The sequence below is a fragment of the uncultured Actinomyces sp. genome (assembly GCF_963542285.1).
GTDB lineage: Bacteria > Actinomycetota > Actinomycetes > Actinomycetales > Actinomycetaceae > Pauljensenia.
Window position 1 is genome coordinate 1 of sequence record NZ_CAUTWQ010000002.1, and the last position, 23,713, is coordinate 23,713.

Sequence of the window (23,713 nt, forward strand, 5' to 3'; positions counted from 1 at the left end):
CATAACGAGTGCATTGAGGATGAGGAGGGCTAGAAGCTTTGTGCGCGGGTCCAGCTTGCTTGCTGACTCGCCTGGGTTGGCCTCGACCAGCGAGATCTCAGGCAACGCCGGCCTTCGAGAAATGCTTGCGCAGCAAGAAACGACCAATAAGCCCGCCGAGGCACGCAAAGATCATCGCAACGACAACCCACCCGCTGATGACTGCGGGGCTAAAGAGCGCTCGCATGCCGTCAGCGTAGTCCTGCCCCATCTGGGACGCGACATCCGCGTAGTAGGAGTCAGGGGCAAAGAAAATTGGAGCGAGCGGGCCGATCATCCACAGGGAGAAGATCATGTATGCTGCGATGTTTCGAGGAGCACTCAGATAGCCACCACTGCGGGCGATAAGGTCAGCCAGGAAACCGAGAACAAAAGCGACCGGTACGGTCACCCACGAATGTCCGGTGACGACCATCAGGAAGGCAACGACGCCCGCCATGATCGTCATGGTCCCAAACATGCGCGAGCGCACCATCATGAGCATGACGACCGGCCCATTGAGGATCAGACCAACAATCCAACCGACGAACATGAACGCGGGGCCGAAGAAGCCGAGCATTCCCGAGCACCACATGAGAATGAAATAGACAGCAGTAAACGCGCCAATGGTGACAGCCGAGCGTGCCTTTGTTACACCCGAGCCTGAACCCTGAGTCATAATCGTGGCCTTTCACGATATAAGGTTTATTGAACAAAGCTAAGGTTAGCCTATCTTTTAAGATTATCGAAAGACTTTATACCCAGTGCGACGTGCGCTTTCTCGCAGAATGTGAAGAAACTGATAAAGCAAGTGGGTCCCCACGAGCAGCGCTCGTGGGGACCCACTTGAAACGACTATCTGCCGTTAACCTCTAGTGCTTCAGGAAGCGTCCTCGGAGGTCAGGGCGCGAGTCTTGGTGGCATCCAGCGGAATACCAGGGCCCATGGTCGTGGCGACCGTAGCCTTGAGGATGTAACGGCCCTTTGCGGAAGCCGGCTTCAGGCGCAGGATTTCTTCCAAGACGACAGCGTAGTTCTCGACCAGCTGCTCGGCGGTGAAGGAAGCCTTACCGACAATGAAAGCCAGGTTTGCGTGCTTGTCGACACGGAACTCGATACGACCGCCCTTGATTTCCTTAACGGCCTTGGCGACGTCCATGGTGACGGTGCCGGTCTTGGGGTTCGGCATGAGGCCACGGGGACCAAGCACGCGGCCCAGACGGCCAACCTTGCCCATGAGGTCGGGGGTTGCAACGGCGACATCGAAGTCGGTGTAGCCCTTAGCAACCTTCTCGATCAGCTCGTCGCCACCGACTTCGTCGGCTCCGGCGTCGATTGCTTCCTGTGCGCGCTCGCCAACGGCGAAGACCAAGACCCGGGAGGTCTTACCGGTGCCGTGCGGCAGGGAAACGGTGCCTCGGACCATCTGATCGGCCTTACGGGGATCAACACCCAGTCGCATAACAACCTCAACGGTTGAATCGAACTTGGTGACCGAGGTTTCCTTGGCCAAACGCATTGCGGCCAGGGGGCTGTACAGTTCGCCAGCGTGGATCTTCTCCGCCGCTGCGCGGTAGCTCTTAGAGCGCTTCGTCATTCTGCTTCTTCTCCTTGCAGGTGTGGGTGTCGGGCAGCGCCTGCCCTACCACGGAAATTAAAGGGTCAGTCCTGAACAGTGATGCCCATGGAACGTGCGGTGCCCGCGACGATCTTGGATGCAGCATCAATGTCGTTGGCGTTGAGGTCAACCATCTTGGCCTGGGCGATTTCGCGCACCTGATCCATGGTGATCGATCCAACCTTGGCGGTGTTCGGGGTGCCCGAACCCTTTGCAACACCTGCAGCCTTCTTGATCATCTCGGAGGCCGGAGGGGTCTTCAGAACGAAGGTGAAGGAACGATCTTCGTAAACGGTGATTTCAACCGGGACGATCGAACCGCGCTGCGACTCAGTTGCAGCGTTGTATGCCTTCGTGAATTCAACGATGTTAACGCCGTGCTGGCCCAGTGCAGGACCAACGGGCGGAGCCGGGGTCGCGGCGCCTGCAGCGATCTGCAGCTTGATGAGGCCGGTGACCTTCTTCTTCTTCGGTGCCATATTTCGGGTCTTTCTATTTCTTACTCATCCGCGGAGACTACCGCGGCATACGTCCACGTGGGATCTACAGGAAGAGCAACCTGTAGACAAAGTCCACCCAGACGCACGAATCTACATGATAACGCGATGTGGGTGACTCCCCAAGTCTAGGTGCTGCAGCTCACGCCGATCGAGAGATCAGCTGGCATTCACTGCACCAGCAGAAAGGGAGCACCCACTTGCGTTTCAGCGAATTTACTCTTCGATCTTCTCGACCTGATCGAAGGTGAGTTCCATGGGGGTCTCACGCTCGAAAATGGTCAGGAGGACCTTCAGACGCTGAGTTTCAGGCATGATCTCAGAGATCACTGCGCTCATGGAGGCGAATGCACCATCGGTAACGGTGACGACCTCGCCAACCTCGAACTGAGTGCGAACTTCCTGAACGGGAGCAGGAGCGCTCTTTTCCTCAGCGGCAGCAGCCTCGAGTACGTTCGGGGTCAGCAGCATAACGACCTCGTCGATCGACAGCGGCACGGGATTATGCTGATCACCAACGAAGCCGGTAACCGCGGGCGTTTCCTTCACCACGCGGTAGGAATCTTCGTTGAAGTCCATGCACACGATGACATATCCGGGGATGCGCACGCGACGAACGCGCTTCTTTGCGTTTCCGCGGTACTCCATCACATACTCATCGGGAACCTCGACCTGGAAAATCGAGTCTTCCATGTTCTGGTTGGTAATACGCTGCTCGAGGTTTGCCTTCACCTTGCGCTCGTGGCCGGAGTAGGTGTGGATGACGTACCAGTCGCCGGGAGACATGTAGAGCTCACGGCGCAGCTTTTCGATGGGATCATCCTCGCTCGAGGCCGCTTCCGCAGCTGCTTCCTCGACGCCAGCAATCGCTTCGCCTTCCTCAAGAGCTTCCTTGCGCTCTTCGGGGGCGTCTTCAAGGCGCTCTTCGCGCTCATCCTCGCGCTGTGCAGCGGTTTCCAGCTCACCTTCGGGGGCGATTCCACCGTCAAAAGTATCGGGTTCCTGGCCCTCGATCTTGTCCTGGCTCACGGGTTTTCCTCCTGTGGTTACCGCTTGCGCGGTGCTTCACGGCCGAGCCGTAGAAGAAACCCGCCTGCATTCCTGCGGGCGGGTCACGGTTTCAGCCAAATACGATGGAACTTAGTCTACCGAATAGGAAATCAAGAATTCCAGTGAAAGCCATAACTGCGGTAACAAACACAATCACGACAACGAAGTAGGTCCACGTCTCTGATCCGCTGGGATAAACAACTTTCTTCATCTCAGCGACAACCTGAGAGACGAAGATCACCATGCGCTTGAAGATATTTGGACGCTTTTCCTGGGTCTTCTCAGAGGAGGAGGCTTTACGAGAGCGCGTTGCACCGCTCTTTGTACGATCCGCCTTGGGCGATTCGTCACGGCGAGCCTGGGATTCGCTCATCGTTCCTCCAATAGTTCTGCACCTAAGTGGCAGGGCAGGCGGGACTCGAACCCACAACCGCCGGTTTTGGAGACCGGTGCGCTACCAATTGCGCCACTGCCCTACTGCAACTCTATAAAAAGTGTTGCCTGGTTGAGTTTAGGGGAGAACGCGTCCCATGTCCAACTCATCCGTGTAGCAATCCCACACAGAAGCTCAAATTGTGACTCAGACCAATAAATCACTGCGACCATGTCACAATACTGATGTGGACACTCAATCAGCTTCGCGTATCTCAACACGCTTCGCCAATATCACCCCATCTGCAACCCTTGCCGTCGACGCTAAGGCTAAAGCACTGAAGGCTCAGGGGCGCCCCGTCGTTGGTTTCGGTGCGGGCGAACCTGATTTCGCAACCCCTGATTACATTGTCGAGGCGGCGCTCGAAGCAGCACGCACCCCCGCAATGTACCGTTACACTCCGGCATCGGGTCTTCCTGCACTCAAGGAAGCAATCGCACACAAAACTCTGCGTGATTCAGGTTACGAGGTCAGCCCCGACCAAGTTTTGGTGACTAACGGTGGAAAGCAGGCGGTTTTTCAGGCATTCGCCTCGCTACTGAACCCCGGAGACGAGGCCATCCTCCCCACCCCCTACTGGACCACCTACCCCGAGGTGATCAAGCTCGCGGGCGCAACCCCGGTAGAAGTTTTCGCAGGCGCCGACCAGGACTACAAGGTCACCGTTGACCAGCTCGAGGCCGCGCGCACCCCTCGCACAAAGCTTCTTCTTCTATGCTCACCCTCGAACCCAACGGGTGCTGTTTACACTCCCGCTGAGCTGACGACCATCGGTCAGTGGGCACTCAAGCACGGCGTGTGGGTGATCACCGATGAGATCTACGAGCACCTACTCTACGACGGTGCACAAAGCGCACACATCGTCAAGCTTGTCCCCGAACTTGCCGACCAGACCATCGTGTTGAACGGTGTCGCAAAGACCTATGCGATGACCGGTTGGCGTGTGGGTTGGATGATCGGTCCCCGCGACGTGATCCGTGCAGCAACCTCCTTCCAATCGCACCTGACATCGAATGTCAACAACATTGCTCAGTGTGCAGCAATCGCCGCTCTCAATGGGCCACTGGATGTCGTTGAACATATGCGTCAGGCATTCGATCGGCGTCGCCAGACCATGGTGAAGATGCTTCGCGAAATCGACGGACTTCAGGTTCCCACACCGAGGGGTGCCTTCTACGCCTATCCGGCGGTCAAGGATCTTCTTGGGCGAGAGATTCGCGGGAAGGTCCCAACCACTTCCGCCGAATTGGCCGACCTGATCTTGGATGAGGTCGAGGTCGCAGTCGTTCCCGGCGAGGCCTTCGGCCCCTCTGGTTTCATTCGCCTGTCGTATGCCTTGGCAGACGAGGACCTCGTTGAGGGCGTGGGACGAATTCAGGAACTTCTGGCAGAAGCTCACTGACACACCTGAATCAAAATTTCAATACACCCGGGCGGTAGCGCCGCAGTGCCACCGCCCGGGTTTTCTTACTCCGCGTCAATAAATACCCCAATAGCGCTATCCAAAATGGAGCTTGAGCTGTCACAATTGACATATGGACCTTTCGACGCTGAGAACACACCTCGACCAACCCAATGGACACGTCCTTGTCGCCCACGGTTATGGTGAGCATTCGGGACGTTTTGAAGGGCTGGTCAATGCGCTTCTTCAGGCTGGCTACGATGTGTCAACCTACGACCACTACGGTCATGGCACTTCTCCCGGCCCTCGCGCCCAGGTCGATGTCGGTCTGCTAATCAAGGACCACATCAGTGCCCGTCAAGAGGCTCTTCACGATTCACGCTGCGATGAATTGATCCTCTTTGGGCACTCGATGGGTGGTTTAATTACCGCTGCCTCTGCACTGATCTACCGCAAGGATCTGCGCTGCATGGTCCTCACTGGGCCTGCTTTTATTCCACTCCCCCAGCTTCCTATGCCTGTGGTTGGCGGCCTCGGGAAACTGGCTCGCTATCTGCCGGGAGTACAGGTTCCAGCGGCACAGTCCACGCCCGAACACTCCTTGCTTTCGCGTGATCCCAGCGTCCAAGAAGCTTTCGACGCCGATCCCCTCAACTACCACGGCGCTCCCCCGCTTCTGACCGCCTCAACCATGGTGATTCAGGGCAAGAAGGCACTTGATCATGCGGATCGCCTGAGCTGCCCCACGCTAATTTTCCACGGCAGCGCCGATGAGCTGACCTCGCCGGAGGGCTCTGCAGAGTTTGTTACGCGCGTGCTTGAGGCTCACCCCGATGCCGATATTCACCTGCGGATCATCGATGGGGCCTGCCACGAAGTCTTAAATGAGCCTGAGAAGGATATGGTCCTACATGACCTGCTCCTGTGGGTCGAGAGGCACTGATGGCGTCGACGTCTATTCCTCGCCAGCCATCTCTGACCGTTCCAGCGCCGACTCCCCCTGGGCGACGACCGCTGTCCACACTCCCCAAAGCGCATCTTCACCTGCACTTCACAGGTGCGATGCGCCCACAGACGCTGGTGGATATGGCGCAGGAAAAAGGCACACGCCTTCCCCCGCACCTGTTGGACTTGGATCCCTTAATCGTGCCCGCAGACGCCCGCGGATGGTTCCGTTTCCAGCGTTCCTACGACGCGGCGCGCGCTTTGGTGCGTTCCGAAGCCGCGATGCGGCGGATCGTTGCCGAGGCCGCGGAAGATGATGCGGTCGAGGGCTCGCGTCGCCTCGAAATGCAGGTCGACCCCACCTCTTACGCGCCCTGGGTTGGCGGGATTACCCCCGCTTTGGAGATCATCATTGACGAGGCCATCGCTGCGGGGAAGCGCACGGGCGTTGAAGTTGCATTGATCGTTGCAGCCTCGCGAATTCGCCATCCTCTTGACGCACGCACGCTTGCGCGTCTGGCGGTTCAGTATGCCGGCGATGGCCCCGGACAGGTTGTGGGTTTTGGTCTGTCCAATGATGAGCGCGTTGGCGATACCTCAGCTTTTGCTCCTGCCTTCCGCATTGCCCGTGATGGCGGTTTAGCCTCGGTTCCTCACGGCGGGGAGCTTTTGGGCCCAGAGTCTGTGAAGAATGTTGTTTCAGCCCTGCACCCAACACGTTTAGGTCACGGCGTGCGCACCAGTGAAGATCCCGATTTGATGCGGCGTTTGATTGACGCGGATATTTCTTTCGAAGTCTGTCCGACCTCGAATATTCACCTGGGGGTCTTCCCAGATTTTGCATCTGTTCCACTCATGCGCTTTATCGAGGCCGGCGCGCGCGTTGCTCTTTCGGCTGACGACCCCTTGTTGTTCCATTCGCGTGTGGTTGCCCAGTACGAGGCCGCGCGTGATGTTTTTGGGCTTTCTGACGCACAGCTGGCAGATCTGGCCCGTCAATCGATTGATGCTTCCTTGGCCAGCGAGGCATCGAAACGCGTGTGGAAAGCGGAAATCGATCAGTGGCTTGCAACCCCGCCCGCAGCCTAAGTATTTCTCTTCACCAATAGTGCATCCGTGCACTATCATGCCCTTATGACGCGTTTTAATCGGGAGCACGCACCATTGCTTGTGCGCGAAGCGCGCACTGATGCTTCGCTTACACAGGCTGAACTAGCGGGGATGACCGGGATGAGCCAGTCAACCCTTGCACAAATCGAAGCTGGGAAACGTGCGGTATCCGCCGAGCTTTTAGAAAAAATTCTTCGCGCTGCCGACTATCGCCCTTCCGTCCCTTTATCCCGTTACGCCCCCACTATCAGCCGCTATGCCACGGAACAAGGACTAGAATCCCTCCGAGTCTTTGGCTCCATCGCTCAGGGGACGGACGGTTTTGAATCGGATATCGATCTGATCGGTACACCCACCCGCGAGCTGTCACTGTTCGAGCTGGCAGATATCGCCTCGTTTACAAGCGAACTCACGGGATTTCCTACCGAAGTCCACGCGGATACTCACGTACCCGAAGATCTGCGGGACATCATCGACGAGGCGGTACCACTGTGAGCGACCCTGCGTCTTTCACGCCTCGGCCACGCGCGGCAAAGAGACAAACACCTTGCTTCGACGTTGATAACTTCTTACGTGAACTTGACGTTATCACCCGACGCATCGAGCGGGTTGCTGGGGTCCCCGCCGAGACCTTCAACAGCGATTGCCCCGAATATGACTCCGCGTGCATGGTGATCATCCGACTGGCCGGTTTCCTGGAGCGTGAGAAATACGCGCCATACATGGATGCCCTCAGCTCAGTCGAGAAGCGCGCGCTGCGGACGACTCGGGACATCGCGGCGCATTCGGGGTACCAAAGCATGGATGACAAACTTCTGTGGACGGCCGTTACCCGCAATGTTCCCGATATGATCGAACGCCTGCGCAGTGCAGTTCAAGCAGATAGATGACAGCCTCTCGGGCAAACTATTAGCCTGCTCGCAAAGTTGACGAAGGTCCGCGTTACCACTCAATACCGATGGCAACAGGCTCAGGCACAAGAGTCACGCCATAGGCGTCAAACACGCGCCCGCGCACAGCACGCGCCAAGGCCTCGATGTCTGCGCCGCTTGCGCCCCCACGGTTTGTCAGTGCGAGCACGTGCTTGGTGGACAAGGATGCACGAGGCGGATTTCCGGCCTCGGGAAGATGGAAGCCCTTGGGGCAGCCCGCGTGGTCAATGAGCCAGGCGGCACTGGTTTTCACCAGTCCCTCCCCCGCGGGGAAACGAGGCGCCTCTTCAGGGAGTGCGGCTGCCACGGCCTCGGGAAGGATAGGGTTGGTGAAGAAAGATCCCGCGCTCCACGTATCGTGGTCCTCGGGATTTAAGACCATTCCCTTCCCCGTGCGCAGCTCAAGCACGGTCGAGCGGACCAGGGATGCCTCGGCACGCTCCCCAGCGTCCACTCCGAGGCGCCGCGCGAGTTCGGAGTACATGACGGGGGCGCTCAGGGATGAGCGTTCAAGCCGGAAGTCGACGCTCAACACGACCCAACGTCCCGTCGGCCCCCACACGCGGCCGGGAAGACCGGGCTGACCGATGCTGTGCTTGATCGCGGAGGAACGGTAGGCAAAACCTAGCTCTGTGGGAAGCAAGCGGACGATGCGCTGCTCGAGGCGGTCGTAGGCCTCGACGCTATGAATTGTTTCAGCGACCTCATGTCCGTAGGCGCCCACGTTCTGTACCGGGGATGCCCCCGCGCTTCCGGGGATCCCCGACAAGGCCTCGATACCGGACAAGTGTTCGTCGACGCTCCACGCAACAAAGTCATCCCAGATCGTGCCGGCCCACACGCGGACGATCACCGAGTCAGCCCCGTCCTCTTCAATGACGCGAGCGATTTGTGCAGCCGGACGCACAGCGATGACGGTTCCATCAAATGGAGCATCGGATGCAAGCAGATTCGATCCGCCACCCAAAACTAGAAGCTGGCGCTGCTCCTCATCGGCCGCGCGCACGGCAGCAAGCAATTCCTCACTGGAAGCCGCGCGAACAAGGCGAGAAACCTCTCCGCCCACGCGAAAGGTCGTCAATTCAGCAAGAGTCGTCATGACTCAAGATTAATCGCCAAGGGGTGCAACGGCTCGCACGCGCCCCCGCTGGTCCGGAACCTGTCCGGCCAAGACGATGGCCAGAAGCACAGGAAAAACGACGAAGGCAAGAGCGCGGTGGTAACCGACATGATCGGCGATCAAGCCCAAAACCGGCGGCCCAATGAGCGCCGAACCATAATTCACCGTCGAGAGCACCGAGACGCGAGCCGGAGTCATCACGGGATCAACGCTGAGTGCGGAAATACCCAGAGGGAAGACCAAAGAAGCCCCAATACCCCACAATGCAACGCCAAGGATCGCCAAAATATGATGCGGAGCAAAAGCAACAAGCAGTAGGCCGATGATCGCGCATCCCATGGTGAATCGCAGCAAATGCGGCGCACCAAAACGCCTTTCCAAACGCGGCGAAGCAAAACGCATCAGCGTCATCATGAGCAAGAAGAATGCGAAGATCGCCGACGCGCTCGAGGTGGCAAAACCATAACCGTCGACCATCGACAGGTTCAGCCAGTCATTAGCAGCGCCTTCCATCAAGCCACCACTCATCACCATGAGCGCAATCAGGACCGTGCGACGCTCGCGCCACGCCAGGCGGGTCAGTCCCTTCTTCACATTGTTTCCCGAGGCCTCGTCGTTTCCCGAGGCCTCCTCCCCTTCGCCCAGGGAACTTTCCTTCGCGGATTCAAGAGTGGCGACCTCATCTTGACTGAGGTAGAAACCGACAGCGATGCCACAGACCATGAGCTCAAGTGCGGCCAAGCCGAAAAGGTGAGCCGCAACAGGAAGTCCCGCGCGTGCGGCAAGCGCGCCTACAAGCGCACCGCCAAGCATACCCACGGCATACATCGCCTGAATGACGGGAACAACCAATCGCCGCACAGCAGCTTGTACAAGGCCTGCCTCGATGTTCATGCTCGAGCCCCACAGACCCGTTCCCGCAGACATCAACACCAAAGATGCCGTGAAGACAGGAAGGGATTCCATCAGGGTTCCACTTGCTGCACCGGCAATGCCTATTGCCCAAATGAATACGCCGATTCGTCCAGCCCACCGTGCACCGATCTTCATGACGATCGGGCCGGAAGTGGGAAGAGTCAACAAAGATCCCAAGGAGGCGATCAGCAGCATCATGCCGATTGTGCCCGGGGTCAGTCCCAGATGATCACGCACATCTGGTAGACGTGACAGCCATGCTGAGGTTGCGAAACCTAGGCCTGCATAGACCACGAAGGTCGCACGAAGAGCACTGTGAGCACGGGATGGGGGAATAGACATGGTTCGAAATTTTACTCGCTGAAAGGTCCGTGGTTAAAGGCCCAAAAAAAGAGGTGTCCGTGTGAAATAGCTCCACACGGACACCGATTGAAATTCGGGAATAACGCTAGTTTTCGACTGCGGCCTTAAACCAACCAGTTACCGACGTTGGGTGAGTAATTGCGGTACCCACGATCACTGCGAAGGCACCGAGCTTCATGGCAGCTGCGGCATGCTCCGGAGTGTGAATACGCCCCTCACAGATCACGGGAACATTCGGGAATGCCTGAACCGTCTGCTTGAGAAGTTCCAAATCCGGGCCATCGGTCTTCGGACGATCACCGGTGTAGCCGGCAAGGGTGGTCGAGACGATATCGACACCGGCATCAACAGCGCGCTGCGCATCTTCAAAAGATCCGCAGTCAGCCATAACCAGAGTCTCTTCTTCGCGAAGAGCTGCAACGGTTTCGGCAAAACTACGACCATCAAGGCGCGGACGACCCGTCGCATCAAGAGCCACGATATCGGCACCGGCCATCACGCAGGCGCGCGCGTGACGAAGCGAGGGAGTGATGTAGACGCCTTCGTGGCCTTCCTTCCACAAACCAATGACGGGTACATCCACGCGTCCCTTGATTGCGGAAATATCAGACAACCCTTGGCAGCGAATTGCCGCGGCTCCACCGATTTCGGCAGCGCGCGCGATCTGCGCCATGGTTTCGGGGTGCCGCATGGGCTCTCCTGGGTAAGCCTGAACGGAAACAATGAGCTTCCCCTTCAGGCCGGCAATAAGCGAATGCATGGTGAACTCCTATGCGTTGAGGAAGAAAGAAACAGCCCCGAGCAGCGGCGCATCGCCGCCCAGGGAACCAATAAGGATCGGTGTATCAGCAACGGGAGTCATCGCGCTGGCCGCGAAACCTTCACGCAGACCATCCCACCAGATATCCCCCGAGCGAGTCATCGAACCGGAGATAATGACCGCTGCCGGGTCCACGCAGTTGACCAGCGAGGCCGTAGCCTCACCCAGTGCGTACGCAGAGCGCGAGAAGCAGGCGCAAGCCAGCGGGTCACCCGCATCGGCGAGTTCTTGCAGCGCGCGACCGCCATCGACTTCGGGAGCATCTTGAGGACGCAGCGAGTTGTACCAGGTCGTAATTCCTGACCCTGAACAGAATGCCTCGATGTGACCAAGTCGGCCGCAGGAACAGACCATATCGGGGGCGAAGTGGTGGTGGATGTGACCGACATGCCCAGCGATCCCGCGGGAGCCAAAAGTGACATGGCCGTCTTCGACCAGAGCACCACCAATTCCGGTCCCTACTGCGATCGAAAGTACTGAGGAATAGGGGCGTCCGGCTCCCAAGGTTGCTTCGCCCAAACCGTGTGCGTGGACGTCGTTAAGGACGCGCACAGGAAGTCCCGTGCGCTGCGCAACGAGCTCCCCCAGAGGGGTTCCTCCCCACCCGGGCATGATGTCAGTCGCAGAGACAATCTTTCCTTCAACGGGGTCGACGACCCCAGCAGAAGCAATTGCGACACCCGAGGCCTCGGGGTGAGCTTCTTTGAGAGACGAGGCCAGCGAGCAGATTCGCTCGGCAACGTCGGCGCCCCCACGGGAAGCCTCGGTGGGAATTGAGCCCCGCTCAACAACCGTGTAGTTTTCTCCAACTTCGACGATGCCCCAACCGACTTTGGTTCCGCCGATATCAAGGGCGAGGAGCGTAGTCATGAAAGTTCTCCACTAAAGAACGAATGAAAATGGTAATCAGCGAGGCCAAGGCGGGCGCACGCTCGCGCGTACGCGAGAGGAGGACCACCTCGGCCTCGCTGATGATCAGGAGAGCAAGCCAGCTTCGCGCAGGACGGAAGCAACGTGCTCGACGTTGTCACCTTCGAGGGCAGCAACAGGACGCGGCATCTCGTTGGAATCAAAGACACCCAGAAGCTGCAGAGCAGTCTTGAAGGCACCAACGCCAGCGCCGAAGCCCTGAACGCCCTTCACCAGAACGATGCGCATGAGGTCCGCAAGGCGGTCCTGCTCGGCGCGCACGGCTTCCCAGTCACCGCGCTCGAAAGCCTGCCACTGACGGACGTAGCCATCGGGGTCAACATTGGCCAGGCCGGGGACCGAGCCATCTGCACCCGACATGTAAGCACCGTCGACAACCACTTCGTGGCCGGTCAGCAGCTGAAGCGGGTGGCCAGCGGCCTCGTTCGCACGGGACAGCCAGCGGAAGCCCACATCGTCACCGGAAGAATCCTTCACGCCGTCAAGAATGCCTTCCTTACCCAAGCGAAGAACAAGATCGTTCTGCAGCTTCGTGTGGACGCAGACGGGAATGTCGTAAGCCCACAGCTCAAGATTGGTGTTTTCCTTGAGGATGCGGAAGTGCTTTTCGATCTCTGCCTGGCCGCCCAGCGCATAGAAAGGAGCGGTTGCAACGACGCCCAGAGCTCCACCGATTTCCTCGACGGCCTTGATGTTCTCAATGACACGCTCAGTTTCGGTATCGATCACACCGACCAGCAGCGGAACGCGACCGTCGACAATGCGAACAACCTCGCGCTGGATCTGCTGACGACGCTCGGAGGTCGAGAATGCAACCTCACCGGTCGAGCCGGAGACGAAGAGGCCGTTCAGCCCCGCACCAATCATGCGGTTGATGTGGCGCTCCAGCGAGGCAACGTCCAGCTCGCCGTTCTTCAGCGGGATAGCCAACGGCGGGACAACGCCGCGAATCTGTGAACTCATTAGTTCTCTCCTCCGAGAGTTGGATGCAGCAGCGAGGGTGCAGCCCCCAGGAGCTTGCGGGTGTAGGGATCCTTCGGGGATGCCAGCAATTCAGCTGCCGGTCCCTCTTCAACGACCTTTCCGCCATTCATCACAGCGATCCGGTCAGAAACGTAGCGAACAGTTTGAATATCGTGCGAGATGAAGACCATCGCCAAGCCCAGTTCACTCTTGAGGTCCGTGAGCAGGTTGAGGATCTGAGCGCGAACCGAGACGTCCAGAGCACTGGTCGGTTCGTCAGCGATGATCGCATCGGGGCCGATGGACAGGGCTCGGGCGATTGCCACACGTTGACGCTGACCGCCGGAGAGCTGGCCCGGAAGCGCGTCCAAGGCGCTCGAGGGCAAGCCCACGAAGGAGATCAGTTCGCGAACGCGCTTGACTCGCGAGGCCTCGTCACCAATCTTGTGCACACGCAGCGGATCAGCAAGCTGATCAGCAACGTGCATACGTGGGTTGAGAGCAGTTGCCGGGTCCTGGAAGACCACCGAGACGACGCGTCCGATGCGCCTACGTGCATCTGCGCCACGCTTTGTGACTTCCTCACCGTTGAAGAACACCTTGCCCTTCGTCGCCATCTGCAGGCCGCACATGACGTTCGCGGTCGTGGACTTGCCACAGCCCGATTCGCCGACGATACCGAGCGTCTGTCCGCGCTCAATGCGCATGTTGACACCGCGAACCGCGTGCACCTTGTTGGGGCGGAACAGTGAGCCAGTGCGGGAGTTGAAGGTCACCTCAACGTCTTTGAGCTCGATGATCGGAGTTTCAGTACTCATCAGTTTTCCTCCTGACCTTCTTCAATGACGACGGATTCGCTTACGACAAGGACCTCTTCGCGAGGCGGCAGCGCCGCATACACGTGCTCGGGGCCCACCTCGGTGAGGACCGGGCGAATGTCGAGGCCGTAGTCGGGGTGCGAGGAACGCGGGGCGAAGCGGTCGCCGATCGGGAAGTCCCGAGGCGAAGGCACGGTCCCGGGGACCTGGTGCAGACGTCCGGAGCCGGACTCGATGGAAAGGACTGCGCCCAGCAAGCCGCGGGTGTACTCGTGGGTCGGGTGAGTGAGCAGTTCCTGAGTGGGAGCTTGCTCGATGACCTGACCGGCGTACATAACGGTGATGTTGTGGGCAACCTCTGCGACAAGAGCCAGGTCGTGGGACACGAAGATCATTGCGAATCCCAGCTTCTCACGCAGCTCGTTGAGCAGGTCGATGACCTGCTTCTGAACGGTAACGTCCAGTGCGGTGGTCGGTTCATCGGCAATGATGAGCTTCGGGTCACGAGTCAGTGCCATTGCAATCAGAACTCGCTGACGCTGGCCACCGGAGAGTTCGTGCGGGTAGGACTCCAGGGTGCGCTTGGGGTCCAAGCCCACCAGCTCAAGGAGTTCTTCTGCGCTGCGAGTGCCTCCACGCTTGGTCAACTGCTTCATCTGTGCCTTGATGAGCATGGCGGGGTTGAGTGAGGAGAGAGCATCCTGGTAGATCATTGCCATCTCGTGGCCCAGAAGTGCACGACGCTCTTCAGGCTTCATCTCCAGCAGGTTCTTGCCTTCGTAGAGGATCTCGCCGGTGATCTCTGCCTTCGGGTCAATGAGGCCCATGATGGTCAGTGCCGTAATTGACTTACCACATCCGGACTCACCGACGAGGCCCATGGTCTCGCCGGGACGCACCTTGAAGGACACGTGATCGACGACATTGACATCGCCGTGGCGCTCGAACTTGATGCACAGGTCCTTGACCTCGAGCAGAGGTGCTTCTTTCGAAGTGGCAACGAAACGATCGTGACGCTTGCCTTCGACAGATTCCAGATCGTCCAGGCGTTGCTGCAAGGACTCGGCCTGCTCGGCGTAGGCGAGGCGAGGATCGAGAAGGATGCGGTCGGCTTCGCGGTCAGAGTTCTTATCGACCTGGGCAACGGCTGCCATCGAAGGAGCCGCAACCATAGCATCGGTGATGCCCTCGGAGAGGATGTTCAAGCACAAGACGGTGATCATGATGAACAAACCGGGGAAGAAGGCGGTCCACCAGTAGCCCAGCAGGATCGAGAGGTTGGACGAAGCCTCGGACAAGATATTGCCCCAGGTGGGGACCATGGTTGCGGGAAGGCCTGAACCGATGAAGGTCAGCGAGGCCTCGAGGATGATCGCATCTGCGACCAAGACCGTGGCGAAGACCAAAACCGGAGCAGCAGTGTTACGCATCACGTGCTTGACGAGGATCCACGGTGCACGGGCACCGGAGACGATCACTGCACGCACGTAGTCTTCACCGTATGCGGCCATCACGTTTGCGCGAACAATACGTGCCAGCTGCGGGATGTAGACGAAGGCGATCGAGAAGACAATCACCATCACCAGCCCGAACTTATTGCCCGATTGGGAAAGCGTACGACCAAAGACCAGAACCGTAACAGCCGCCATTGCGATACCGGGGACAGCCATGATGATGTCTAGGATGCGCATGATGGTCTCGGAGATGGCCTTGCGCGTCACGGCTGCGATCGATCCGATGATTGCGCCGAAGAAGAGCGCGATCACGGTTGAGCACAGGCCGATGAGCAGCGAGTAGCGACCACCGAAGAGGACGCGAGAAAGAATGTCTCGACCCGCGTAGTCAGTACCGAAGGGGTGAGCCGAAGACGGCCCCTGCGACGCCGTATCGATGAATTCGGGCGAATAGGGTGCCACGAAGGGCGCGAGGATTGATACAAGAACGATCAGTGCCAAAACACCGATTGCGATCTTGGATCCCAAAGACATCGCGCCGATACGCGAAAAACGCACGCCCTTTCGGGTAACTTTTTCGAGTTTTGCTTTCTGGTTCATGACTCACACCGACCTAATACGCGGGTTGATGAGCAGGTAGAGCATGTCAACGATGATGTTGACGATGATGAAGGCAATTGCGACGACCAAGGCGCCACCCTGCACCAGGGCGACAGAGTTGTCTTGGATGCCCTTCAGGAGCACGATCTTGCCCATACCATCAATGGCGAAGATGATTTCAATAACGACCGCACCGCCCATGAGGTAGCCAATGCGAAGACCAAGGACGGTCACGGGGGTGATCAGCGCATTACGCAGAACGTTACGCGCGACAACAACGGTCTTTGGAATACCCGAACCGATTGCAGTTCGGACGTAGTCACGGTCCAATTCTTCAACCATCGAGGTACGAACGACACGTGTCATCTGACCGATGACGGGAACCGCCAATGCGATAGCCGGAAGAATCATCCGAAGGAACCAACCCGATGGGTCATCGCTGAAAGCAGGAACTTCACCCGACACGGGGATGGAAGTACCGACGAATTGCAGGACCAGCAACGCTGCCAGCCAGAAGGAGGGGGTGCCAATCGAGACGACCGAGATCACGCGGATCAGCTGATCGGGCCAACGATCACGGTAGAGCGCGGCGATGACGCCGAGGGGGAAGGAAATGAGAACGGCAATGATCAGACCGAGGAATGTCAGCTGCAAGGTGAGAGGAAGTGCCTTGGCAATCTCATCGCTGACGCGATACTGGGAGACACCGAATGTTCCAAGGTCACCGTGGAGCATCCCCAACAGATAGAGGCGGAATTGATCGAAGAAGGGCTCGTTGAGGTGGTGCTGAATGCGGTAGGCCTCAAGAGCTTCAGGGGCTGCGGTCTCACCGAGCGCCGAGTAGGCGGGATCAATGGGAGACAGCCACATAATTGAGAAGACCAGGAAGGATACGCCGACCACCATGATCGGCAACCACACTAGTCGTCGCGCAAGAAGACGCAGAAGGGTATTCACTGCTAGACCTCCATGTCAAGCGGAATTGGGCAAAGAAAGGGAGGGGTGGGGTCCCACTGTGGCTAGAGCCTCAGGGCGAGCATCCCACCCCTCCTTTCTGTGAAGAGCCTCGAAGGGCTTACTTTGCGCTCACTCCAAGCAGCTGCAGGCCGGTGGAGGAAATTGCCTTGAAGCCATCGACCTTCTTGGGGTTAGATGCGGTAATCATGTTGCGGAAGGCCAGCGGGTAGAGCACGCTCTGCTCGGCGAGCAGATCCTGAGCCTCGCCCCACTTCGCCTTGGCGGCGTCACCGTCAAGCTGAACGGCCTCTTCCATGATCGACTGCAGCTTGTTGAAGGACTCGGGATCCGAGACCTGCCAGCCGTTACGCTTCTTCGTCCAGACGTTGTCGCCGTTCCACCAGGAGATGATGATGCCGGGGTCGGTGCCGAAGACCGAGGGGTCGCCGGGGGCCAGCACGATGTCGTAGGTGGGGTTGTCAACGTCGGTGACGGTCGAGTACAGAGCCGAAGAAGCCATCTGCTGGTGGTTGACCTTCAGGCCCAGTGCTTCAAGATCAGACTTGATCTGAGGAACCAGCGCCAAGACCCACGGGTGGTCCGTGGTGACAAGGTTAATTTCCTTACCGGAAACTCCGGCTTCGTCAAGTGCCTTCTTTGCCGCATCCTTGTCGTAGGACAGGTCGGTTGCAGGCTTCTTGTAGGCCGAGTTTACTTCGGGCAGGAAGGACTTGGCTTCCACAGCCTGACCACGCAGAGCGGAAGAAACGAGCTTCTCCTTGTCGATGGCCTTGAGGAATGCGCGACGCACCTCGGGCTTATCGAAGGGAGCCTTCTGAGTGTTGAACATCATGAAGGGGTTTCCGTAACCGGCCTTGGAATCAACAGTCCAGCTCGCAGCCTTGAGCTTATCCGCTGCATCTGCAGGAACTGCTTCCATGATGTCGATGCTGTTGCCCAGTGCAGCGGCGAGGCGTGCCGAATCGTCCTTGAGGACGCTCCACTTGAGGGTGGCTGCCTTTGCGGGCATGTTGCCGTTGTAGTGTTCGTTGGGAACAGCGGTGACCTCGGTGGCCGAAATATTATCGTACTTGTAGGGGCCAGAGCCGATCGGCTTAGACTTCAGTTCGTCTTCGCTCATGCTTGAAGGAACGACGCGAACGTTAACGAAACGTTCCTTCAGTGCAGCGAAGGGGTGCTTCAGCGTGATGGTGACGGTCTTGTCATCCTTCGCTTCGACAGAATCGACGAAGGTGAAGAACTGACGGTAGATCGACTTTTCATCGGTGGTGCGCTTATAGGAGCTCACGACGTCTGCAGCCTTGACATCCGTACCGTCGGAGAACTTTGCTCCGTCACGCAGGGTGACTTCGTACTTGGTGTCGGAAACCTTGACGGGATCTCCGGCAGCAAGTGCGGGGCTGACCGAGTAGTCGGACATATCGAAGCGGTACAGGCCTTCAAGGACCTGCCAGTTCGCACCGATACCCAGCGCCGAGGTGGTGATCGGGCCGTAGTCAGTGGTCTCGTAGGCGGAACCTGCGGTGATGGTGCCCTTGGGTGCGCCTGAATCTGAACTACTGCTGCTGGTTGATGTTGAAGTGGACGATCCGCCGCCGCATGCGGTCAGGACCATGGTTGCCGCTGCTGCCATTGCAGCACCGGTTGCGAAGTGCTTGCGCATACGCATATTCTCGCTCCTCATCTTCGAGAAATGGGATGTGCGGGCCGTTTATCACGTCCGCTGAAGCAAGCATATGTTGTCTGACAAATTCTCGCAAGATATTCAGATAACAATTTCATACACCCCTTGAGATCTGCCCCACAGAGCACAGAAACTCTAGGACACAAGCTCACTCATAGAAAGCACCGACTCCCACAGGCCACGGTCCCGTTCAAACACAACAACAACCTCGTCACCATGGACGCAGACGTCGCTATACCCAAACTCTCCCCCACCCAAGGCGGCAAGGGCCTCGGCGCGCACGTTTCCTTCCCAGGGAGGAGTCAAGCGCAGAACGCTACCCGCACGACGTGAACTGAGCGAATGCGGGTGAATAAAGAAGTCCGCAAGCTGTTTCGCATTGCACCCCGGGTCCTCACAATCCCACAACTGCCCGCCGTTCCAGCTGCGCCCATCCCCCCATGCAAGGTAACGAGCTCCCGAGCCTCGACCTTCAAATCCTTGCAGACGACAATTGGCAACAAGTCGCCCACCCCAAAGCGCCAGCGTTGTCTCATCAAGAAGAATGCCTTGAGGACCAACTAGGGGATCAGAAAGCCACTGAATCTCACCACCACGCACCGCGACCACCTGCACATGAGTGCGATCACCCACTCGCACAACGTAGGGAAGAAGAACTGCTCCCTGCCATGTCACAGTCGAACCAGAAGTCGCAAAGAGCGCATCAGCGCCGGTGCGAGAGTAGAGCTCATCCGCCAGATCGCGCACTTGCAGGTCCTCCGGGCCACTCCCCCACGCAAGGATCGCTTGAAGGCGCTCACCATCGGCACGCGAATCCATATATCCCACTTGCCCCTGCGTTGAGGCGCAAGCCAGGTGAAGAAGACCGTCACCATCGATCCCCACACACGCATCGGAGGTAATCGCAGGAAGAGCAGGAGGAAGATCGCGCGGAGTACTCCACCTTGGCGCGTTGTCACCTTCGTCTGAGAACGTGCGCTCCACCCAACGAATTCGATTCGGGTTGGGAAGGTCTGAGGCCATCGTCAGCCCATTAAAGTCCGATCCTTTTCCCGAGGCCGGGGCTGGCCGCTCGTCATAAAAGAGAAGCATGCGTCCATTGGGAAGCACCGTGAGGGCAGGAATGCGGGCCTCGCCCCCTTCAAGCGGAGCGACAATCTGACGGCAATCCATGCGGGCATTCATGGGGGCCACCCTACCGGAAAAGTGGATACAGATAAAAAAATCCCCGAGGACCTTGCGTTCCTCGGGGTTTAGCGCGACGCCGTCAGCGGGTCTCGCGGTGAAGCGTAGACTTGCGGCAACGCGGGCAGTACTTCTGCAGTTCAAGACGATCCGGCGTGTTACGACGGTTCTTCTTGGTGATGTAGTTGCGCTCCTTGCACTCCGAGCAGGCCAGAGTGATCTTGGGGCGAACGTCCTGAGACTTGCTTGCCACGGTTGTTTCCCTCGCTTAGTTTTGTCGCTCGCGCGACCTGTCGGATCAAAGAATTGGTAGCGGGGGCGGGGCTCGAACCCGCGACCTCACGATTATGAGTCGTGCGCTCTGACCAGCTGAGCTACCCCGCCGCAGCGGCTGCGGTCGAAACCGCGACCTGAGCCCCGAAAGGGAATCGAACCCTTGACCTTCTCCTTACCATGGAGACGCTCTGCCGACTGAGCTATCGGGGCAACGCCGAGAAGCCTAACTCATAACCGAACTGCGAAGCAATTCCTGTCAGTGAGAATGACATCACAACGAGTCTCTACGAGACTGTGGCAGGTGAGGGATTCGAACCCCCGAAGCACGAAGCGTCTGATTTACAGTCAGATCCATTTGGCCGCTCTGGAAACCTGCCATGCGTCGAAAAAATCGGTGCTGTGGAAGAATAGCAGAATGAATGGGTCGCGCGCCAATCAGAGCGACCCAAGTGCGCCATAGAGCACAAAGAGAGGATGGTCATGGCCGATTCATCATTTGACATTGTTTCCAAATTGGACCGCCAAGAAGTCGATAATGCGGTCAATCAAGCCGCCAAAGAAGTATCAACGCGCTACGACTTCCGCGGCGTCGACGCCTCGATCCGCCTGAGCGGAGACGCAATCGAGATGGAAGCTAATACTCCCGAACGCGTCATGGCCATCGTCGATGTTCTACAGACCAAGCTCATTCGCCGAGGAGTATCCCTAAAAGCTCTTGATCTCAAGGATCGCGAGCCGAAGGCATCGGGCAAGATCTACCGCCTGGTTGCGCCCCTACGCGAAGGAATCGAACAAGACGTTGCGAAGAAGATCACAAAACTGATCCGCGATGAAGGACCCAAGGGAGTCAAAGCCCAGATCCAGGGTGATGAAATTCGCGTCTCTTCAAAGTCTCGTGATGATCTCCAGGCAGTAATCGCACTACTCAAGGGCCCCTCGGGAGAAAAACTCGAGGTCGCACTTCAGTTTGTGAACTACCGCTGATAAAGATCGGCTGACAGCAACACTGTGGGGGCATCTAGCGCTGCTAGATGCCCCCACAGGTAATTCATGACTTGAAGGTGATCGCGTTTTGCCTCGAGGCACTCACAGGACACTACCCTTAAAAGTCAGCCACTTTCTAGTAGCCCGCAATGTGTTCGAGGCGCGCAATACGCTGATCCATCGGAGGGTGAGTCGAGAAGAGGTTCCGCAAGCCCTGTCCCCTGAAGGGATTTGCAATCATCATCGCGGAGACATTCTGCGTCTGTGGCGTCACCGGAAGAGGATCCTGCGCATTTCCCGACTCGAGCTTTTTCAGTGCCGAGGCCAAGGCCAGCGGATCTTCAGTCAGGTAGGCACCATCCTCGTCCGCATCGTATTCGCGGGTCCTCGAAAGAGAGAACTGGATCAGTGTGGCTGCAAAAGGAGCGAGAAGCGCCAGCAGGATTCCGCCAATTGCCGAAAGAAGTCCGCCCTCGCGATTATCACGACTTCCACCACCAAAGAACATGATGAATTGGGCAACCGAAGTCACGATACTCGCCATTGCCGCAGCAACGGAGGATGTCAGGATATCGCGGTTGTAGACGTGCATGAGCTCGTGGCCAAGGACTCCGCGAAGTTCACGCTCATTGAGCAGCTGCAAAATACCCTCGGTGCAGCACACCGCCGCGTGCGATGGGTTACGACCGGTTGCAAAAGCATTCGGCGTCATTGTGGGAGCCACCCAAAGCGTAGGCATTGGCTGACCTGCTTTTTGTGACAGCTCGCAAACAATCCGATACATCGCAGGCTGCTGCGCTTCGGTCACCTGATAGGCATTCATTGAACGCAGCGCCATAGTCGCAGAGTTCCAATAGGACCAAACGATTTGGATAAGTCCGATCCCGGCGAAGATGAAAATCCACATGGACTGTCTGGTTCCAAGGGCAATGGCATAGCCAATTGCCAGGAGCAGAGCCCACATTCCACCCAAAAGCACGGTGGTCTTCAAACCATTGTGATAGCGACGCGTATGCATAACGCCTCCTTAGCAACCGTCTCAGGCGCGGGCCGGCCCCGAGTAGTCCTCAAAACGCTCTGGGGCAGAAGGAACACCCATCTCCCCCATTTCACCGATCAGGTCCTCGTGAACCTCATCCTTGCCCTGGGATATATCAGTCATCGCGCGACGTGACACGACCTTCACGCGCTCACGTGTTCCGCGGCCACCGGGAAGCTCACCGAATTGCTCGCCCAGCGCGGCCTCGTACGCATCAAGAAGCTCCCAACCCTCCCAGGTCGTGAACTCAATGCCACGTTCACGCAGCAGCGCAACCATGGCCTCGTGACCAACGTCGGAAGAAGTCGCATGCAGGCGACCGGCCTCGGCGTCCTCAACCAAGTGGGAAATCGTCTGCTGAGCATCGGACTTCGTCGAGCCAATAAGGCCAACGGGACCGCGCTTAATCCAACCGGTTGCATAGATACCCGGAATCACCGGAGCATCTTCATTCTTCGTCGTATCGGAATCGATCACGCGACCCTCGACATTGGGAACAACACCAGCGCTCTTATCGAAGGGCAGCCCGGGGACCGGCGACGAGTAGTAGCCGATTGCACGGTAGACAGCTTGGACGGGCCAGGTGGTCATGACACCGGTTCCGCGTACGGATCCATCGCCTGTCAGCTCGGTGCGCTCAGTGCGGATTGCGCTGACATTGCCATTTTCATCGGAAAGGATCTCAACCGGAGATTGGAAAAGGTGGATATGGATGCGACGCGAAGCCGTGTGAGACTCGGGATCCTCCATCGCGTAGTTCGTCAGGGTTTTGACAACCTGGCGCTGCTGATTGGAGGCATGCAGGGCTTCTTCTGAGCCCTCATCGAAGTCAAAGTCATCCTCGGAAACAATGATGTCGACATCGGGAACATGCCCCAGCTCGCGCAGTTCCAACGGCGTGAACTTCACCTGGGCGGGGCCACGACGACCAAAGACGTGAACGTCAGTAATCGGATTTTCAGCAAGACCCTGTGCAACGTTTTCCGGGATCTCGGTCACGAGCATGTCTTCTGCATGCTTCGCCAAGACACGTGAAACATCCAAAGCAACATTTCCCACGCCCAAAACGGCCACGGACTTCGCTTCAAGAGGCCACGTACGGGGGTAGTCCGGATGCCCGTCGTACCAGGAGACGAAGTCGGCAGCACCGTAGGACTGGGGCAGATCAACACCGGGGATATTCAGCGGGGCATCGCGGTCAGCACCGGTTGCGATGATGATCGCATCGTAGTGCGCATGCAAGTCTTCAATCGTGACGTCGCGGCCAATCTCAACATTGCCTAAAAGACGAATATCACCGCGTTGAAGGATCTTGTACAAGGCGACAATGATCTGCTTGATTCGCGGGTGATCGGGAGCGACACCGTAACGGACCAGGCCATAGGGGGCGGGAAGGCGTTCAAACAGGTCGATATTCACGTCCAAACCGGACTTGGACAAGATATCCGATGCATAGATGCCAGCAGGTCCAGCGCCGATAACGGCCACGTTGTAGGTGCTCACTCGTATCCTCTTCTCTGGCCGCCAAGGAAGGCGACCCTAATCCTGTCCCAATCCTACAATTAGACGACCTGCAGGG

General features: G+C 58.0%; 24 protein-coding genes and 4 tRNA genes. 6 read left to right on the forward strand and 22 right to left on the reverse strand.

From position 1 onward, the window contains the following. Nucleotides 1-97 precede the first annotated feature (97 nt). The 6 genes from RW023_RS01175 to RW023_RS01200 form a co-directional block, all read right to left on the reverse strand. Complete coding sequence (locus tag RW023_RS01175; protein WP_315579507.1) at nucleotides 98-697, reverse strand: MptD family putative ECF transporter S component; 600 nt, start codon at nucleotides 695-697, stop codon at nucleotides 98-100. 201 nt (nucleotides 698-898) lie between these two features. Continuing rightward, nucleotides 899-1,615, reverse strand: a complete 717-nt coding sequence (gene rplA / locus RW023_RS01180) for a 50S ribosomal protein L1 (protein ID WP_009408635.1) — start codon at nucleotides 1,613-1,615, stop codon at nucleotides 899-901. 65 nt (nucleotides 1,616-1,680) lie between these two features. Further along, on the reverse strand, nucleotides 1,681-2,115 hold the full coding sequence (gene rplK / locus RW023_RS01185; RefSeq protein WP_009408634.1) for a 50S ribosomal protein L11: 435 nt from the start codon (nucleotides 2,113-2,115) through the stop codon (nucleotides 1,681-1,683). 234 nt (nucleotides 2,116-2,349) lie between these two features. Continuing rightward, nucleotides 2,350-3,162: a transcription termination/antitermination protein NusG gene (gene nusG / locus RW023_RS01190; RefSeq protein ID WP_315579508.1), complete on the reverse strand. Its 813-nt coding sequence runs from the start codon at nucleotides 3,160-3,162 to the stop codon at nucleotides 2,350-2,352. Nucleotides 3,163-3,253: 91 nt separating this feature from the next. Beyond that, complete coding sequence (gene secE / locus RW023_RS01195) at nucleotides 3,254-3,556, reverse strand: preprotein translocase subunit SecE (RefSeq protein ID WP_315579509.1); 303 nt, start codon at nucleotides 3,554-3,556, stop codon at nucleotides 3,254-3,256. 27 nt (nucleotides 3,557-3,583) lie between these two features. Then, a tRNA-Trp gene (locus RW023_RS01200) sits at nucleotides 3,584-3,659 on the reverse strand. A gap of 144 nt (nucleotides 3,660-3,803) precedes the next feature. On the opposite strand from RW023_RS01200, the gene RW023_RS01205 reads away from it, so the two are divergent. The 5 genes from RW023_RS01205 (at nucleotide 3,804) to RW023_RS01225 (ending at nucleotide 7,963) form a co-directional block, all read left to right on the forward strand. Next, nucleotides 3,804-5,018, forward strand: coding sequence for a pyridoxal phosphate-dependent aminotransferase (locus RW023_RS01205; protein ID WP_315579510.1), 1,215 nt, complete (start codon nucleotides 3,804-3,806; stop codon nucleotides 5,016-5,018). A gap of 133 nt (nucleotides 5,019-5,151) precedes the next feature. Continuing rightward, nucleotides 5,152-5,961, forward strand: a complete 810-nt coding sequence (locus RW023_RS01210; protein ID WP_315579511.1) for a lysophospholipase — start codon at nucleotides 5,152-5,154, stop codon at nucleotides 5,959-5,961. After that, complete coding sequence (locus RW023_RS01215) at nucleotides 5,961-7,052, forward strand: adenosine deaminase (protein ID WP_315579512.1); 1,092 nt, start codon at nucleotides 5,961-5,963, stop codon at nucleotides 7,050-7,052. The genes RW023_RS01210 and RW023_RS01215 overlap by 1 nt, the downstream gene beginning before the upstream one ends. Before the next feature lie 45 nt (nucleotides 7,053-7,097). Continuing rightward, complete coding sequence (locus tag RW023_RS01220; RefSeq protein ID WP_315579657.1) at nucleotides 7,098-7,568, forward strand: helix-turn-helix domain-containing protein; 471 nt, start codon at nucleotides 7,098-7,100, stop codon at nucleotides 7,566-7,568. Further along, complete coding sequence (locus tag RW023_RS01225; protein WP_315579513.1) at nucleotides 7,565-7,963, forward strand: antitoxin; 399 nt, start codon at nucleotides 7,565-7,567, stop codon at nucleotides 7,961-7,963. The genes RW023_RS01220 and RW023_RS01225 overlap by 4 nt, the downstream gene beginning before the upstream one ends. Nucleotides 7,964-8,015: 52 nt before the next feature. On the opposite strand, the gene RW023_RS01230 is transcribed toward RW023_RS01225, so the two are convergent. The 14 genes from RW023_RS01230 to RW023_RS01295 form a co-directional block, all read right to left on the reverse strand. Continuing rightward, nucleotides 8,016-9,104, reverse strand: coding sequence for a UDP-N-acetylmuramate dehydrogenase (locus RW023_RS01230; protein WP_315579514.1), 1,089 nt, complete (start codon nucleotides 9,102-9,104; stop codon nucleotides 8,016-8,018). A 9-nt stretch (nucleotides 9,105-9,113) separates the two neighbouring features. Continuing rightward, complete coding sequence (locus tag RW023_RS01235) at nucleotides 9,114-10,382, reverse strand: MFS transporter (RefSeq protein ID WP_315579515.1); 1,269 nt, start codon at nucleotides 10,380-10,382, stop codon at nucleotides 9,114-9,116. 106 nt (nucleotides 10,383-10,488) lie between these two features. Further along, complete coding sequence (locus RW023_RS01240; RefSeq protein WP_315579516.1) at nucleotides 10,489-11,163, reverse strand: N-acetylmannosamine-6-phosphate 2-epimerase; 675 nt, start codon at nucleotides 11,161-11,163, stop codon at nucleotides 10,489-10,491. A gap of 9 nt (nucleotides 11,164-11,172) precedes the next feature. Then, on the reverse strand, nucleotides 11,173-12,093 hold the full coding sequence (locus RW023_RS01245) for an ROK family protein (protein WP_315579517.1): 921 nt from the start codon (nucleotides 12,091-12,093) through the stop codon (nucleotides 11,173-11,175). 105 nt (nucleotides 12,094-12,198) lie between these two features. After that, on the reverse strand, nucleotides 12,199-13,116 hold the full coding sequence (locus RW023_RS01250; protein WP_315579518.1) for a dihydrodipicolinate synthase family protein: 918 nt from the start codon (nucleotides 13,114-13,116) through the stop codon (nucleotides 12,199-12,201). Further along, entirely contained in the window at nucleotides 13,116-13,934 is an 819-nt protein-coding gene (locus RW023_RS01255; protein WP_315579519.1) for an ABC transporter ATP-binding protein, read from the reverse strand. Before RW023_RS01255 ends, RW023_RS01250 begins: the two co-directional genes overlap by 1 nt. Beyond that, nucleotides 13,934-15,988 carry a dipeptide/oligopeptide/nickel ABC transporter permease/ATP-binding protein gene (locus RW023_RS01260; protein WP_315579520.1) on the reverse strand — a complete coding sequence of 685 codons (2,055 nt, stop codon included), beginning with the start codon at nucleotides 15,986-15,988 and terminating at the stop codon, nucleotides 13,934-13,936. Before RW023_RS01260 ends, RW023_RS01255 begins: the two co-directional genes overlap by 1 nt. A 3-nt stretch (nucleotides 15,989-15,991) precedes the next feature. After that, complete coding sequence (locus tag RW023_RS01265; protein WP_315579521.1) at nucleotides 15,992-16,945, reverse strand: ABC transporter permease; 954 nt, start codon at nucleotides 16,943-16,945, stop codon at nucleotides 15,992-15,994. A 118-nt stretch (nucleotides 16,946-17,063) separates the two neighbouring features. Beyond that, nucleotides 17,064-18,635, reverse strand: coding sequence for an ABC transporter substrate-binding protein (locus tag RW023_RS01270; protein ID WP_315579522.1), 1,572 nt, complete (start codon nucleotides 18,633-18,635; stop codon nucleotides 17,064-17,066). Nucleotides 18,636-18,785: 150 nt separating this feature from the next. After that, entirely contained in the window at nucleotides 18,786-19,835 is a 1,050-nt protein-coding gene (locus tag RW023_RS01275) for a sialidase family protein (RefSeq protein WP_315579523.1), read from the reverse strand. Nucleotides 19,836-19,917: 82 nt separating this feature from the next. Then, nucleotides 19,918-20,088, reverse strand: coding sequence for a 50S ribosomal protein L33 (gene rpmG / locus RW023_RS01280; RefSeq protein ID WP_019126956.1), 171 nt, complete (start codon nucleotides 20,086-20,088; stop codon nucleotides 19,918-19,920). A 54-nt stretch (nucleotides 20,089-20,142) separates the two neighbouring features. Continuing rightward, nucleotides 20,143-20,219 (reverse strand) — tRNA-Met (locus RW023_RS01285). Between the two features lie 29 nt (nucleotides 20,220-20,248). Next, nucleotides 20,249-20,321 (reverse strand) — tRNA-Thr (locus RW023_RS01290). 85 nt (nucleotides 20,322-20,406) lie between these two features. Then, a tRNA-Tyr gene (locus tag RW023_RS01295) sits at nucleotides 20,407-20,488 on the reverse strand. Nucleotides 20,489-20,591: 103 nt separating this feature from the next. Here RW023_RS01295 and RW023_RS01300 point away from each other — a divergent pair. Next, nucleotides 20,592-21,095, forward strand: coding sequence for a YajQ family cyclic di-GMP-binding protein (locus tag RW023_RS01300; protein WP_026066683.1), 504 nt, complete (start codon nucleotides 20,592-20,594; stop codon nucleotides 21,093-21,095). A 136-nt stretch (nucleotides 21,096-21,231) separates the two neighbouring features. Here the strand turns inward: RW023_RS01300 and htpX are convergent, their stop codons facing one another. Together htpX and RW023_RS01310 are read right to left on the reverse strand one after the other, a co-directional pair. Beyond that, nucleotides 21,232-22,113, reverse strand: a complete 882-nt coding sequence (gene htpX, locus RW023_RS01305) for a zinc metalloprotease HtpX (protein WP_315579524.1) — start codon at nucleotides 22,111-22,113, stop codon at nucleotides 21,232-21,234. 21 nt (nucleotides 22,114-22,134) lie between these two features. Next, nucleotides 22,135-23,637, reverse strand: coding sequence for an FAD-dependent oxidoreductase (locus RW023_RS01310; protein ID WP_315579525.1), 1,503 nt, complete (start codon nucleotides 23,635-23,637; stop codon nucleotides 22,135-22,137). Between the last annotated feature and the right edge of the window lie 76 nt (nucleotides 23,638-23,713).